The 14,553-nt window shown below is 52.1% G+C and carries 12 protein-coding genes; 5 read left to right on the top strand and 7 right to left on the bottom strand.

The annotated features are described in order from the left end of the window. Positions 1-115: 115 nt before the first annotated feature. From glrR to AACU55_RS12050, 3 genes are read right to left on the bottom strand one after another with little or no spacing between them, the layout of a single operon-like run. Entirely contained in the window at positions 116-1,453 is a 1,338-nt protein-coding gene (gene glrR, locus AACU55_RS12060; RefSeq protein WP_013574350.1) for a two-component system response regulator GlrR, read from the bottom strand. Further along, positions 1,450-2,205, bottom strand: coding sequence for a two-component system QseEF-associated lipoprotein QseG (gene qseG, locus AACU55_RS12055; protein WP_013574349.1), 756 nt, complete (start codon positions 2,203-2,205; stop codon positions 1,450-1,452). The genes glrR and qseG overlap by 4 nt, the downstream gene beginning before the upstream one ends. Next, positions 2,205-3,644 carry a sensor histidine kinase gene (locus AACU55_RS12050; protein ID WP_134705506.1) on the bottom strand — a complete coding sequence of 480 codons (1,440 nt, stop codon included), beginning with the start codon at positions 3,642-3,644 and terminating at the stop codon, positions 2,205-2,207. Before AACU55_RS12050 ends, qseG begins: the two co-directional genes overlap by 1 nt. A 1,038-nt stretch (positions 3,645-4,682) precedes the next feature. On the opposite strand from AACU55_RS12050, the gene AACU55_RS12045 reads away from it, so the two are divergent. Next, the gene (locus tag AACU55_RS12045; RefSeq protein WP_134705505.1) at positions 4,683-5,438 is read left to right on the top strand and encodes a hypothetical protein; all 756 of its coding nucleotides are present in this window, start codon (positions 4,683-4,685) and stop codon (positions 5,436-5,438) included. Positions 5,439-5,451: 13 nt separating this feature from the next. Here the strand turns inward: AACU55_RS12045 and mrdA are convergent, their stop codons facing one another. Together mrdA and AACU55_RS12035 are read right to left on the bottom strand one after the other, a co-directional pair. Further along, the gene (gene mrdA, locus AACU55_RS12040) at positions 5,452-7,398 is read right to left on the bottom strand and encodes a penicillin-binding protein 2 (protein ID WP_013574345.1); all 1,947 of its coding nucleotides are present in this window, start codon (positions 7,396-7,398) and stop codon (positions 5,452-5,454) included. 207 nt (positions 7,399-7,605) lie between these two features. Then, positions 7,606-8,004, bottom strand: coding sequence for a hypothetical protein (locus AACU55_RS12035; protein ID WP_231576090.1), 399 nt, complete (start codon positions 8,002-8,004; stop codon positions 7,606-7,608). A 193-nt stretch (positions 8,005-8,197) separates the two neighbouring features. On the opposite strand from AACU55_RS12035, the gene AACU55_RS12030 reads away from it, so the two are divergent. The 3 genes from AACU55_RS12030 (at position 8,198) to AACU55_RS12020 (ending at position 10,940) form a co-directional block, all read left to right on the top strand. Continuing rightward, positions 8,198-8,974, top strand: a complete 777-nt coding sequence (locus AACU55_RS12030; protein WP_134705504.1) for an alpha/beta fold hydrolase — start codon at positions 8,198-8,200, stop codon at positions 8,972-8,974. A 376-nt stretch (positions 8,975-9,350) separates the two neighbouring features. Further along, positions 9,351-10,601 carry an L-lactate MFS transporter gene (locus AACU55_RS12025; protein ID WP_134705503.1) on the top strand — a complete coding sequence of 417 codons (1,251 nt, stop codon included), beginning with the start codon at positions 9,351-9,353 and terminating at the stop codon, positions 10,599-10,601. 135 nt (positions 10,602-10,736) lie between these two features. Then, positions 10,737-10,940: a hypothetical protein gene (locus AACU55_RS12020; protein ID WP_013574341.1), complete on the top strand. Its 204-nt coding sequence runs from the start codon at positions 10,737-10,739 to the stop codon at positions 10,938-10,940. Positions 10,941-10,977: 37 nt separating this feature from the next. Here AACU55_RS12020 and AACU55_RS12015 read toward each other — a convergent pair whose 3' ends face one another. Together AACU55_RS12015 and AACU55_RS12010 are read right to left on the bottom strand one after the other, a co-directional pair. Next, entirely contained in the window at positions 10,978-12,324 is a 1,347-nt protein-coding gene (locus AACU55_RS12015; RefSeq protein WP_037036435.1) for an enolase C-terminal domain-like protein, read from the bottom strand. Then, positions 12,317-13,654 carry an MFS transporter gene (locus tag AACU55_RS12010; protein ID WP_013574339.1) on the bottom strand — a complete coding sequence of 446 codons (1,338 nt, stop codon included), beginning with the start codon at positions 13,652-13,654 and terminating at the stop codon, positions 12,317-12,319. Before AACU55_RS12010 ends, AACU55_RS12015 begins: the two co-directional genes overlap by 8 nt. Before the next feature lie 677 nt (positions 13,655-14,331). On the opposite strand from AACU55_RS12010, the gene AACU55_RS12005 reads away from it, so the two are divergent. After that, the gene (locus AACU55_RS12005) at positions 14,332-14,469 is read left to right on the top strand and encodes a hypothetical protein (protein WP_013574337.1); all 138 of its coding nucleotides are present in this window, start codon (positions 14,332-14,334) and stop codon (positions 14,467-14,469) included. The last annotated feature ends 84 nt before the right edge of the window (positions 14,470-14,553 follow it).

Genomic DNA, 14,553 nt, shown 5'->3' with positions numbered 1-14,553 from the left:
TGAGCGGCAGCATGGTTCACAATCTGGTTTCGGATGCCGGAGGCATGCGAAGACGCTAAAGGTATCATAGTTCAGCGGCAGGAATGTACCTCAAGCCTCTGAAAGTAAATTCCCGTTACTCTTTAAAATCGGTCGCTTCTAATTCATGACGGGACAGCAACTTGTAAAACTCAGTGCGGTTACGCCCGGCAATACGTGCTGCCTGCGTCACGTTGCCTTTGGTGATTTGCAGCAACTTGCGCAGATAATTCAGCTCGAACTGATTACGTGCATCGGCAAACGTTGGCAGCGCGGTATTTTCACCTTCCAGCGCCTGTTGCACCAGCGCTTCGCTGATCACCGGTGCAGACGTCAGCGCCACACATTGCTCGATGACGTTCACTAACTGGCGCACATTGCCCGGCCAGCTGGCAGCCATCAGCCGTTTCAGCGCATCCGTCGAAAAACTGCGCACAAAAGGTTTATGTCGCTGCGCCGCAACACGCAGCAGATGATTGGCCAGCAGCGGAATGTCTTCTGATCTTTCACTCAACGTCGGCAGCTTCAGGCTGACGACATTGAGGCGATAAAACAGGTCTTCGCGAAACTCACCCTTCTCCATCGCTTTTGGCAAATCACGGTGCGTCGCAGAAATAATGCGCACATCCACATCGACATCCTGATTGCTGCCCAGCGGGCGCACCTTGCGTTCCTGCAACACGCGCAGCAATTTCACCTGCAGCGACAAGGGCATATCGCCGATTTCATCAAGGAACAATGTGCCGCCGGTCGCTGCCTGGAAAAGACCTTCACGGCTGCTCACCGCGCCAGTAAACGCCCCTTTAGCATGACCGAATAATTCGGATTCCAGCAACTGTTCCGGCAATGCGCCACAGTTAATGGCAATAAAGGCTTTCTTGCCGCGCGGGCTGGCACCGTGAATGGCCTGCGCCAGCACTTCTTTACCGGTGCCGCTTTGGCCGTTAATCAGCACGCTGACATCAGACTGTGCGACCATATTGGCCTGTTCAAGCAGACGCAACATAATCGGGCTGCGGGTGACAATCGATTCGCGCCAGCTTTCATCGACTGACGGGCTGGACTGCGCCAGCGCTTCATCGATAGCTTTATACAACGCATCGCGGTCAACCGGCTTGGTGAGAAATCCAAATACGCCCTGCTGGGTGGCAGCCACCGCATCGGGAATAGAACCGTGCGCCGTCAGAATGATCACCGGCATGCCGGGCTGGAATTTCTGGATTTCGGCGAAAAGCGCCATGCCGTCCATTTCATCCATGCGCAAATCACTCAGCACCAGATCAATACGTTCGCGATGCAGCAAACGCAACGCTTCAGCGCCGCTTTCCGCCGTGGTGACGCGAAAACCTTCGCTGGTCAGGCGCATGCCCAACAGTTTTAACAGGCTGGGATCGTCATCAACCAGCAATAAACTGGCAGCTTTACGTATCGTCATTTTGCGTTCTGATCCTTAGCGGGCGGCGCATAGGTTTCGGCAGGTTTGACCGGCTTACCGGATGTCGCTTTCGCAGGTACGCTGGCGTCGTTATCCGGCAAATCTCCCTGAATTTGTTTACGCGAGGAAAGCTGACGCTCAATGTCGGTCAGGTTTTCCAGTTTACGCCGCGTATCCGCAAGATTGTTTTCCAGCACCTGCTGTCCGGCGATCATCGTCTGAAGTTTTTCTTCATTCATCACCTGCTGACGGGCATTGCGGGCTTTTTCATCCCCCAGCACCACCTGCAAATTCTGACGTTCACGCCATAACTGCACCAGCGGGCGAATCGAACCCGGCATCTGGCCACGGTACTCGCTCACTTTCGCCAGCAATGCGCGACGCTGTTGCTGATCGGGATCCGCACCGGCAAGCAGGATGCTTTGTTTAAACACCTGTTCCCAACTTGTGGCCGGGATCTGCTGCGCCTGGTAACGCGCCTGCGCATCACTCATCCGGTCAGCGCAGTCCATCGCCCGTAACCAGTACAGCGAATTGGTCAGCGCGTCGCTGTCATCCAGCGCCCAGAGGGTTTCACAGGGCGCAATGCGAAAGTCGATCACTTTGCTGTCAGGCACGACCTGATCGGAAACTTGCTGATAATAGGGATTACTGGCGGAATGCGGCGCGCAGCCTGCAAGCACCAGCGGTATGCTCAATAAGATTACCCGGCAGCGTAACAGCACATGCAACCAGCCTGAAAATTTCATCATTATTCATTCTTCTCAGCCGTCAGGGGCAATTCGATACGAAAACAGACGTCCGCATCCTCAACGGCAACCAGTTGCAGCTCTCCATGCATGCGGCGAATACAGTCCTGAGCAATACTCAACCCCAGACCGCTGCCTTTTACAGCCCCTTTCCTCTGCTGGCTACCCTGGTAAAAAGGTTCAAAAATCATCGTGCGCTCGGCCTGCGGGATCGGTATTCCGGTGTTCGCCACCTCGATTATCACCCGTCCGTTTTCCTGCCAGCTACGGACCCAAATAGTACCGGATTCAGCCCCGTAGTGCACCGCATTGGAATAGAGATTATCCAGCACCCGCCTCAGTAAGGTCGGTTCCGCCAGACACCGGGGTGCGCCGATCATCACTTCACTGCGGATTTTCTTTGCGCGGGCGGGCAGGCTGTTAGCCGTTACGACGTCATCCACCAGCGCTTTAAGATCGACAAACACACTCAGCGTCGGCGCATCAGCCAGCTTGCGGTTGTAATCGAGCAGTTGTTCAATCAGCGTTTGCAGGTGACGGCTGCTGCTATTGAGGATAGCCACCACCTCTTTTTGATCCGGCGTCAGCGGCCCGGCCACTTCATCTGCCAGCAGTTCGGTGCCTTCACGCATACTGGCGAGCGGGGTTTTAAGTTCATGAGAAATATGGCGCAGGAATTCGTGGCGCTGTGATTCCAGCCAGGCAAGACGTTCACTCAGCCAGACGATGCGCTGCACCAGCGATCGGATCTCCCGCGGCCCTTTGAAACGGGTCACATCGCCCAGATTACGTCCTTCACCCAGCCGGTTGATCATTCGTTCAACACCTTTCACCGGCCCGATAATCATGCGGGTGAACAGCACCACCAGTGCGCCACTGAGCAGAAAAAGTACCAGCGCCTGCCAGCCAAAGAACTGACCACGTTCGGCAATCGCGCGCTGGAGTTGCTGTCCGCGCGAGAACACCACTTCCCGCGTCGCCTGTACCATTTCGGCATTGGTGCGCGAGAAATTTTCCAGCCGTGCAGAGGAATCTTTATCCGGCGAGTTATTCAGGCAGGTCGGTAGTGTCAGTTGAGTCAGTAAGGTGCGCAGCGTCTGGTAATAACGTAAATCCGGCAGCACAGACGCATGGGCATCCAGCAACTGGGCATATTGCTTGTGCTGATTCTGATAAAGGCGGGAAAGGGTCGGATCGTCAAGGACACAATACTGGCGGTAGCTGCGCTCCATCTCCAGCGCGATGCCGGACATCGATTCACTGCGACGCGCATCACTCAGCGTGGTGCGGTTGATACGCGCCGCCTGCCGGCTGAGCTGATCGAGGCTGTCATAGGCCTGATAGGCCAGCACCAGCAACGGCAGCATCACCAGCAGGAAAGCCATCAGTACCAGCTGACGTAACGAGCCGGGGAATAAACGTCCTCTTTTCAACGCATTCATCTCATTGACCACAGATAACGTCATGCTAGCGGACAACGGTTTGAACAGCCAGTGTCAGAGAGGATATGTAAAAGGATTGGGAAACAAAAAGGCAGACTTCAGAGGGGTTGGTATTGCTGAACATCCTGACGGATGTTCAGCAAACCGGAAGAGGTGGTGCCTCACTCAACGTGTCGTTCGATGCTTGATAACGTGCTTGCGCAACGATTATCGGTCGGGTGAACGATAGGCACCGTTTCTTTGGCGTCATTCGGACATTATGAGCATATCAACGCTTTCGCGTGAGCCAATCATAATCAGGTGAATGAGCAACTGCCCGATTCTAGCAGGATGCGTGCCAACTTTAAAGTTAAATTACCAAGATTATGAATTTAAAGGTTTTTTATTTTAAACGTGTTTTCAGGCATCTGCACGACGCGCAATAATCCGTTTAAAAAACACCCGGAGTGTCGCCGAAACCCAACAGTATTCGATGAAGTAATTCAAACGCTTAATTATCAATGTGTTAAATGTCTCCAAATGACGACAACACATAACGTGACTGTCGCCATTTTATGACACACGCTGTTTCGCAGGGGATGACGGCTTTCCGTCGCATAAAACATACGCAATGAAAAAATCTGCCGGTTTCACGGCCGCTTATACCTCCCGTTAAAGAGAAGCTGCAATATCATTATTCTTAAGAAGTGATTAAGTCATTAAAAAAAACGCATATGTTATATTCCCCACCATATTCCCCTAAAATTTACCAACGAGATTATTATGTTTTCCCATAAAAAATCAGGAATTCATTTTATTAAAAAGCAGGATATTAAACATTCATCTGGATGATGTGGAAAAATTGAATCTGACTATAACATGTATTCTTATTATGCAGATGCCCCTCAGGTTGCAACGGAAAAAGCAGCTGACATAAATGGACTGAAATACGAAATAATCTCAATGAATAGCAACATGCACGGAATTCACCGCTGATAAAATCACAATAAAGACGGCATCGGATTTTATAAAAAAACTAACGATTTCTGGAGTAATATTATGCCATTTTTTAAAAAAAAGACCGCCAAACTATCCCCGGAAGAACTGCTGTTAACGGAGCAGGAAAATAAAAAACGCCATGAGCAGCAGAGGCTAACAACGCTTCAAAGTTGGACTGTCCTTCCTGAGAACCATGTTTTAGTGCATACCTTTGAACTGAACGAAAGCCCTTTCTGCCGACAGGTCGCGGCTTCCCTGTTTAATGGCTGGGATATTTTCAGTACCTCACTGGTTGATTTAAAAGATATTAAAAAATTCACGACACAGACCTCAAGGTATACCGGGATGTATCACAGCATCGCGCTGGTACTTGAAGTACCGCGACAAAATATACTTGGGACATTCCCGCGTGACGTTAATTTTATCAACCATGCGGGACGGGAATACTACAATCCCCTGGGAGCAGTAGTCAGGCCCTATGAGCTGGTGGACTGTATTAAGAGCGGAAGAGGAAAAGGGAAATTCAGATGTTCTGGTGGATATCAGCAACTTTTAACCCCTGCTGATCTCATGGCGCAAGATAATTCGATCCGTAAACAATATAGCCACAATGAAATACTCGTTATCGGCCGCCCGGGTCTGAATTTATATGCAGGGTTACCTCCCACTCAAAACATCCGGGTGACCAAAGTGTTAGGCGTCGATAAAACTCAGTTTCCTGACTACAGTCATATTCATTTTGATCATATGAAGACAACAGAAGAAATTGGAAAACACGTTGCCCGGCTCAACAACGTGCCCTTTGAAATGCTCTGATCACACGCCCGGATCAATGCTCACTGAAACCCAGAGAATTTGGCGCCGGCACCGGTTGTTCGCAGTCTGCCGGATTATCCGCTTTGGCCGGATCACACATCACCGCCTGCGGCGGCAGGAAAATATGGTCGAGGATCGCCCGCGCGGTCGGCCCGGCCACCACACCATCGCCGCCGCCATTTTCCATGATCAGCGCCATCACCACCGTCGGGTGTTTATAAGGGGCAAACGCCGTATAGAAGATGTGGTCACGCAAACGTACCGGCGTCATTTTGGCGTTGTATACCTGATTCTCACGCAGGCTGAAAACCTGCGAGGTGCCGGATTTTGCCGCAATCTGATAAGGCGCGGTGTGGAAAAGTTTATAACCGGTACCATTCGGGAGGTTAGCCATCCCGAACATCCCGTTTTTCACGATGCCCCAGATGGGCGATTTCGGGTCAGCGATTTGCTGCGTCGGCGGCATTTTATACGGCGTGATCACTTTGCCGCTTTTGGCGGAATATAACAGGTGAGGCGTTTCCAGTTTACCGTTGTTCACCAGTGCGCTCAGCGCCCGCACCATCTGGATCGGCGTCGCCACCCAGTAGCCCTGACCGATGCCCACAGACACGGTATCGCCCTGATACCAGCCTTTTTTATGTACCTTCAGTTTCCATTCGCGACTCGGCAGTACGCCGTTATATTGCTCATCCAGATCAATACCTGTCGACTGCCCGTAACCAAATTTGCTCAGCCAGGTATGAATACGGTCGATGCCCATTTCATAGGCCACCTGGTAGAAGAAAGTATCAGCGGACTCTTCGATAGCTTTGGTGACATTCAGCAGGCCGTGACCGGTTTTCAGCCAGTCGCGGTAATGCCGTTCTGTGCCCGGCAGCGTCCAGGTCGGCGCACCAAAGAACGTGGTTTGTGGCGTGATCACCCCTTCAAACAGCGCCGATGTTGCCATAAACGGTTTCACCGTCGAGGCCGGTGGATACAGCCCCTGGGTCACGCGGTTAATCAGCGGCAGATCCGGGTTCTTCAGTAACGCGCTGTATTGCTTACTGGAAATGCCGTTCACAAACGGGTTCGGATCATAGCTCGGGCTGGAGACCATCGCTTTGATCCCGCCGTCACGCGGATCCATCACCACCACTGCCGCACGCTGCCCTTTCAGCACTTTTTCGATGTACTGCTGCAAATCCAGATCAAGCGTCAGATAGATATTTTGCCCGGCCTGCGGCGGAACCTCTTTCAGTAAACGCACCACATGACCGTGGTTATCGACCTCGACTTCCTGATAGCCGGTGCGGCCATGCAAAATGTTTTCATAGTATTTTTCAACGCCCTGCTTACCAATATCGTGGTCAGCCGCGTAATTCTCAGCGATACCCTCCGCCTCGAGACGTTTGGCATCTCTGTCGTTTATCTTCGAAACATAACCCACGACATGCGCCAGTTCCGCACCGTACGGATAACGGCGCTGCTGATAGGTGCTGATAGAGACGCCGGGGAAATCAAACTGATTGACGGAAAAACGCGCCACTTCAACATCCGTCAGCGCCAGCTTCAGCGGGATCTGCGCAAAGCGACGTCCGTGGATCATCGCATCGTGAAAACTGTCCAGATCGTCCTGTGTCAGATCAACAATGGGTTTCAGCGCATTCAGCGTGGCGTTGAGATCAGGCACTTTTCCCGGGATGACTTCAATCTGGTACAGGGTGATATTTTGCGCCAGCACGACACCGTTGCGATCCATGATCAACCCGCGACTGGGCGCGATCGGCAGCATTTTGATGTCATTCTGATTCGAGCGGGTCTGATAAAAATCATGCATGCCCACCTGCAGGTGATACAGGTTAAACACCAGCGCAGACGACAGGAGGATCACCACCATAAATGCGATCACGGCACGACGAACGAAAAGGACGGACTCGGCAGTATGGTCGCGGATTTCGTCGTTAAGTAAGGCCATAAGCGGGCAAATACCTTTTTTGTCTGCTTCTTGAAGCGGGCGAAAATGAAAAAAAGTGGGGACCGGAAAAGTGCGCAAGGATAGCCCGTCGTGCAACAGGCGACTATAAGAAGTGTGCTAATGAACTGGCAGGAGTGTTTCTATTTATTGCAGGGCGTTGCGGACAGACGTAACGCCCGGATTCAGAAAATGCTGTGGCCAGGATTTTTACTTCGCGGTATTCACTTTGCAATCTCCGTAAACATAACCTTCGGTTTGCGTGGCGACAACAAAACTGTCTTTTACGTGAATATACATCAGGTTATCTTGTGCACCGGCTTTCATGGGCTGATTGTCTTTGCCGATGATGTCCGTCAGTTCCGGGCTGGTGACCATTTTGCTGCCATCCGGAGAAAAGCTGAACGTATTACCCGCATCATAGACCTGTGCGTTTTTATTGACGACTTCAGAAACATCGTTGCCATCATCAGACTGCGTGTGGTGCGTTAATACACATTGATACTGAGTGACAGCAGATGCTGAAAACGACGCCAGCACCAGGGTAACCGCCACAAAACTGCCTAACCTGACCATCAGATAAATCCATAAAGTGAGCAAGAGTTCCATGCTATCACTTGTCTGGCTGATAGAAAGAGTCCGGAAAAAAAATATTCACATGCTGAATGACTTAACGGGAATCCACCATCATTGAGGATGCCGCCAGTCCCGGATGCGTGTTCACCCCTTTTTTATACTGCCGCTAAGAAAAATCCTGCCTATAATCCGCAGATTGCACTTAAGTGATTAACAAAGGATTGAGATGAAATCGTTCAAAGTACCCGGTATGGAAATGCATTTACGTTTCCACGAGTTACCAGGGCTGGGTGTGCCGCTGGTCTTTTTACACGGTCTCGGCTGTGCAGCTTCCTGCGATTTTCCACGGGTGGCGACAGATGCTTCCCTGCGCCCGCGTCGCTCGCTGCTGCTGGATTTCGCCGGTTCAGGTTACAGCGATAAACCCGATGATTTCAGCTACAGCCTCCGGGCGCATACTGATTGTGTGATTGCCTGGCTGGAAAGCCTGGGTGTGCCACAGGTCAATTTAATCGGTCACAGCATGGGCGGCAGCATTGCCATTATGGTGGCAGCGCAACGCCCTGATCTGATCCAGCGCCTGATTGTCGCCGAGCCAAATCTGGATGCCGGCGGCGGCACCTTCAGCCGCGCGGTGACACAGTATTCAGAAGAAGCATATCTGCGCGAGGGCCATGCACATCTGATTGATGTCGCCGTACGCGGGAATAATCACATCTGGGCAGGATGTATGAGCATCGCCTCGCCGCTGGCCATCCACCGTCAGGCGGTCGGGCTGGTAAAGGGGGAAACGGTATCATGGCGCGAACAGCTTTATCAGCTTGAAATGCCTGCGACGGTGTTGTTTGGTGAGTTTTCACTGCCTGAACCGGATGTCGCCGTTTTGCCGCAACATGGCGTTCAGACCGCCATTGTGCCGCAAGCCGGTCACTCGATGATGTGGGAAAACCCGACCGGCGTCGCGGCCGCGATTAATGCCGCGCTGAATACCGGGGCCTTGTAGGCCGGAACGCAGAAACAAAAACGAGCTCAAACAGCTCGTTTTTTTCACCTTATTAATAATTAATCGTTTAAAACTCCCCCGGTCAGAATCTTTCTGATGCAGCCAATGACACAACGAAACCTTTGTAGCCCTGCCTGAAAAAACTAAATAACAGATTAGTGATCCAGATCAACTAAAACCCGCGCCCCGCAAGGCCTGCAGCGGTGTTTTAAGTCCAATTTTGAGCTGATTTTAGCCAGAAAATGGCGACTCATGCCGTCATGGATGCATTTCATTCCGCAACTCATGCATCTCACTCCACAAATCATCCGCATCCATTCCGCGGACTTATCATAGCCACAGTTAATTGAATCTACTTCGCTCGGGAGAACCCACTATGAGTGACAAATCTGGCATGCAGAACGACAACCGTACCCGCTGGCTGACACTGGCCGGTACCATTCTTACTCAGCTTGCACTGGGTTCCGTTTATACCTGGAGTCTCTTTAACGGTCAGTTGTCCGAAAAACTCGGCGAACCGATCAGCCGCGTTGCACTGACGTTCGGTATCCTGAGTCTGTGTCTGGCTCTCGCCTCTTCCGTTGCGGGTAAACTTCAGGAACGGTTTGGTGTGCGTGCCGTCACCATCGCCGCCGGTTTACTGATGGCCGCCGGTTTCGCGCTGACCGCCCATTCCGATAACGTCATCATGCTGTACATCAGCGCCGGCGTGCTGGTCGGTCTGGCGGACGGTGCCGGTTACCTGCTGACCCTCACCAACTGCGTGAAATGGTTCCCTGAGCGTAAAGGCATGATTTCAGCCTGTTCAATCGGTGCTTACGGGCTGGGCAGTCTGTTATTCAAATTCGTCTGCGGTCATCTGCTGGCGACAGAAGGTTTGCAAAACACCTTCATGATCTGGGGTGGTGTGGCGATGGTGATGGTGATTGCCGGCGCACTGATGATGAAAGATGCGCCGAAACAGGAAACATCAGCCGTCACCCGTGAGGAAAACACCCTGAACGATAACAGCAACGACAGCCGTGATTTTACCCTGTCCGAAGCCATTCGTGCACCGCAATACTGGATGCTGGCGCTGATGTTCCTGACCGCCTGCATGAGTGGTTTGTATGTGATTGGTGTGGCGAAAGATATCGGTCAAAGCCTGGTTAAACTGGATGCGCTGACCGCCGCCAACGCCGTAACCGTGATTGCGATTGCTAACCTGAGTGGCCGTCTGGTGTTGGGTGTATTGTCTGACAAAATGCAGCGTATCCGCGTTATCTCTATCGCGCAGATTGTGTCGCTGGCCGGTATGAGCATGATGCTGTTCACCCAGATGAACGAAATGATGTTCTTCCTCTCCGTGGCCTGCGTCGCTTTCAGCTTCGGTGGAACCATCACCGTTTACCCTTCACTGGTCAGCGACTTCTTCGGCCTGAACAACATGACCAAAAACTACGGCCTGCTGTATCTGGGCTTCGGTATCGGCAGCATCTTTGCCTCACTGGTGGCTTCCCTGTTCGGTGGCTTCGCAGTGACCTTCAGCATCATCACTGTATTATTGATTGTGTCATTGGTTCTTTCTGCCACAATTCGCTTACCGAATAAGTCAGAAGAAGCGCATAATACGCTCCAGCACGTGTAACACAGCAGCTGAGCACAGCATAAATGATGAACGGGAGCACAATTAGCTCCCGTTTCTTATGAAGAAAGCATATAAAATCGGCCGCTGAATCACGTACCCTTATGACAAAATGTGAACAGACCGGACACCTGCAAAATGAAACGCATTACCCTCGCTCTTTTTGGCCTGATGATCTCAATGACCACGTTCAACAGTTTCGCTCAGGCTTACCCTTCCAGCGCTCAGGAAGTGGCTTCTGAACTGAATCGTAAAGCCAGCGAAAGCAGCACCAGACCTTCCACAACTATCGATGCCAGCGCGCATAACAAACTGAACGCCCGCACCGATTATTTGAAATAAAACTCGCTTAAGTCACCACACGCCAGTCAGCCCGACGTCAGCGAACCAAAGTGGCGCGCTTGCCGTCAAACGCCCAGCCGCGGATCAGATACTGCATGGCGATCGCATCATCGCGATCTTTGTGCCGCAGGTTGTTGTAACGCTGATGGGCGATGCCGACGGCATCCATATCCAGTTCAACGCCCAGCCCCGGCAGTTCATTCAGCGCCAGTTTACCGTCTTTAATCTGCAACGGGTTTTTGGTCAGATGCTGTCCCTCCTGCCAGATCCAGTGTGTATCAAATGGCGTGATCTCGCCGGGCGCGGCCGCCCCGAGATGCGCCAGCATCGCCAGCGACACATCAAAGTGATTGTTCGAATGACAGCCAAGCGTCAGCCCCCACGCATTACATAATGTGCCGATGGTATTCGCCCCGCGCATGGACCAGTAATGGGGATCAGCCAGCGGGATATCGATCGCATTCAGTTGCAGCGCATGGCTCATCTGCCGCCAGTCGTTGGCAATCATATTGGTCGCGACCGGTAATCCGGTGGCGCGCTTAAATTCCGCCAGCGTTTCACGTCCGGAAAATCCCTGCTCCGCGCCACACGGATCTTCAACGTAAGACAAAATCCCGTGCATGTTTTTGCACAGCGAAATCGCCTGATCCAGCGACCAGGACGCATTCGGATCCACGGTGATCCGCGCCTGCGGGAAGCGTTTTTTCAGTGCCCTGACCGTTTCTATTTCGACTTCACCCGCCTGCACGCCGCCTTTAAGTTTGAAATCTTTAAAACCGTATTTATCCTGTGCCGCTTCCGCCAGTTGCACCACTTTTTCGTGGCTCATGGCCTCCTGATGACGCAGGTGATACCACGGATGCTGCCCCGGCTGCGCCTTTCCTGGCTGATAATCCAGATCGGTTTTTTGCCGGTCGGCAATATAAAACAGATAACCGAGCACCGGCACTTCATCGCGCTGTTTACCGGGGCCGAGCAGTTGCGCCACCGGCTGATTGAGAAACTGCCCCATCAGATCCAGCAGTGCGGTTTCCAGAACCGCGACGGCATTGTGATGACGTTCGAGATCCCACGGCCGGAAGCCCGGCAGCACCGGTTTCGGCTGACGGTTTTCCTCCAGATCCCGTTTGTGCAAATCGCTCACCAGCTGATTCATGATGCCAATTTTCTGCCCGACGATATGCGGGATGGCATCATTAAGGATCTTCAGCACCACGCCGGTGGCGGGCGCTTCGCCCACGCCGGTATGTCCGGCACTGTCTTTGAGCACCAGCAAAATACGGGTGAAATAACAGTTATGTGCACCGGCAATGTTCAGCAGCATGCTGTCGTAACCGGCGACCGGAATGACCTGCATTTCGACAATTTTAGGCGTATCAGACATGACGTTTTGGCTCCATTCCCTGCGGGGCGTGATATTCAGGTTGCGTTGGCGTGCGGTGAGTTTTGGTGAAGAACAGCGTGATAGCGGCGAAAACCGAAATTCCGCTGAGGATATACAAACCCGCAGTGGTGCTGCCGGTGGTTTGTTGCAGATAACCAAACACCGCCGGTGCGAAGAAACCGCCGAGATTGCCCAGCGAATTGATCAGCGCAATCCCCGGCGCCACGATGGATGACGGTAGCTGACTTTGCGGGATCGGCCAGAACAATACCGCGCTGGATTTCGTCCCGATACACACCACGCACAGCGCAAATAAGCCAAACCACGGACTGCCGACAGTACACAGGCAGGTGCCGATCGCAGCCACAATCAACGCCAGCGCCAGAATGGTTTCGCGACTGCCGCGGAAACGGTCGCTGACACGGCCCAGAATATTGATGGCGATAATGGCGCAAATCCACGGAACGGAATTCAGCATGCCGATCTGGAAGGGGGAAAGCCCCTGAATACGGCCGATGATCTCCGGCTGCCAGAACACCAGCGTGTAACCGGTCATGCACATCACAAAGAACAGGAAACACAGGTACGCCATTTTGCCGTCAGTGATCAGCTTCCAGCGCGACTGACCCTGCGTATGTAAATCACGCGAACTGGATTCCGTGCTCAGCGCATTACTCAGCGCAAGTTTCTCTTCAGCAGTCAGCCATTTTGCCTCTTCAGGTTTCGACACCAGGAAGAATGCCGCCACGATCCCTACCAGCACCGACAGCGCACCTTCGATAAACAGCACCCACTGCCAGCCCGGCAATCCCATAAAGTCATGCAGTTCCAGCAGGCCACCGGTAACCGGGCCGGAGAGCAAGTACGCGGCTGCGGAACCGGTGAGGATCAACGCCGTGGCACGGCCGCGGTAAACATTCGGCACCCATTTGCGGAAATAGAACAGGATCCCCGGGAAGAAACCGGCTTCAGCGACACCGAGCAGAAACCGCAGCACGTAGAATTGCATCGGTGTGGTGACGAAGCCCATGGCAAAAACCACCGCACCCCAGGTGATCATGATGCGCGTCAGCCAGACACGCGCGCCGTACTTGTCCATCAGCATGTTGCTGGGAATTTCAAACAGCGCGTAACCGACGAAGAACAGCCCGGCACCGAAACCGAACGCTGCCGTACTGATGCCTACGTCGGTTTCCAGGCTATGCTTGATGAATCCGACATTGGTGCGGTCGATTTGGTTAATGATCAACATCAGGATGAGCATCGGAATGGTGCGGGCAAAGAATTTGCGGTTTGCACTGCGTACCGCTTTGTTTTCATGACCGTTCATGGTGTTCCCTTAGCGTTGAAATTATGAACAACTGCAACACTAAGTAAGATGTGTACACCGGGATTTACCATTGTGCAGTCGCCCAAGCTTTGATCACCCGCAAGGACTCACTGGCCTTATTACCGCATATTATCAATGCATTAAACGATGTGCATAAGCACAATCATCTCCCCTGCTTCGTCATTGCTTTTGGGCAGATTAGCGAGATGCTTCACAGTTCAGAAAGGGATTTCTCAGACACATTGCTTAAAATAAAAGCACATATTTATCCATATGGATTATATGTTTGTTATAATTGCATCATGAAACAAATGATTGGGACAATTCGTCCCGCACAAGGAGTGTGAAATGAAGGCCACTGCTTTTTGGTTAATGATGGCAGGAGGCTCTGTCGGGATCGGTTATGTGATGGCCCTGATGATGGAACTTCTGTGAGTAAACAGCGTTAACGACGACGGATAAATAAGGACATTTCATGGCATTTTACAGCCCTAAACGCATCATTCTTTATACTGCCTCTGCGATTGCGCTGCTGGTGATCGTTGGCCTGGTCACGTATTTCACTGTCGGCCATTTAGGCGCATAACGCCTTTCCCTCTGCTTTCTCTTCCTGTGGCGATACTTGTCGTATCGTCGCATAATGCTGCCATTCATTAAGCTATGCGGAAAGATTCATCATGACATACAAAGGATTAATGATTGTTGCCGTGGTTATCGTGCTGGCAAGCATCGGTTCTGAGTCTCTGATACAGAAGGGCATTGCGCTGGCGGACAGCAAAATTGATCAGGTGATTACGCATTATGCGGACAAATAAGGCTTACATCTGCTGGATTAACCTTACCGGGCGATGACAAAACCATACACAAGGTTTGATATCTTAAATCCATCAAATGTTGTG

The organism is Rahnella sp. CJA17(1/100), assembly GCF_963881615.1.
GTDB classification, from domain to species: Bacteria; Pseudomonadota; Gammaproteobacteria; order Enterobacterales; family Enterobacteriaceae; genus Rahnella; species Rahnella aceris.
The sequence above is the reverse complement of the archived record's forward strand: the minus strand, read 5'-3'. Positions and strand labels throughout refer to the sequence as shown.